Here is a 242-nt window from a genome sequence, read left to right on the forward strand (position 1 = left end):
GCGGCGTCCGCTGCCACCGGTTCCTCAAGGGCGAGGACGCCCTGGTGCTCGCCTGGGTGGGCACCGCGCCGGCCCGAGCGGCCGCCGACAGCGGCGCGCCGGTCGAGCTGCCGCCGGCCACCGGCCGGCGGGACGGGTCCGGCGTGCCGGCTCCCCAGCCGATCGCCGCGGTCGCCGGCCCGGTCGCTGCCCGTCTCGGCGGCGGCCCGGCACCCGCCGGTGTGGAAGGCTGATCGCGTGCT

General features: G+C 81.4%; 1 protein-coding gene. It reads left to right on the plus strand.

Features of this window, described 5'->3' with window-relative positions:
* Window positions 1-233: hypothetical protein (locus tag QWY29_RS20875; protein ID WP_300963082.1), on the plus strand; the 233-nt coding region annotated here is incomplete at its 5' end.
* Window positions 234-242 lie beyond the last annotated feature (9 nt).

Source organism: Nocardioides abyssi (assembly GCF_030412915.1).
GTDB lineage: Bacteria > Actinomycetota > Actinomycetes > Propionibacteriales > Nocardioidaceae > Nocardioides > Nocardioides abyssi.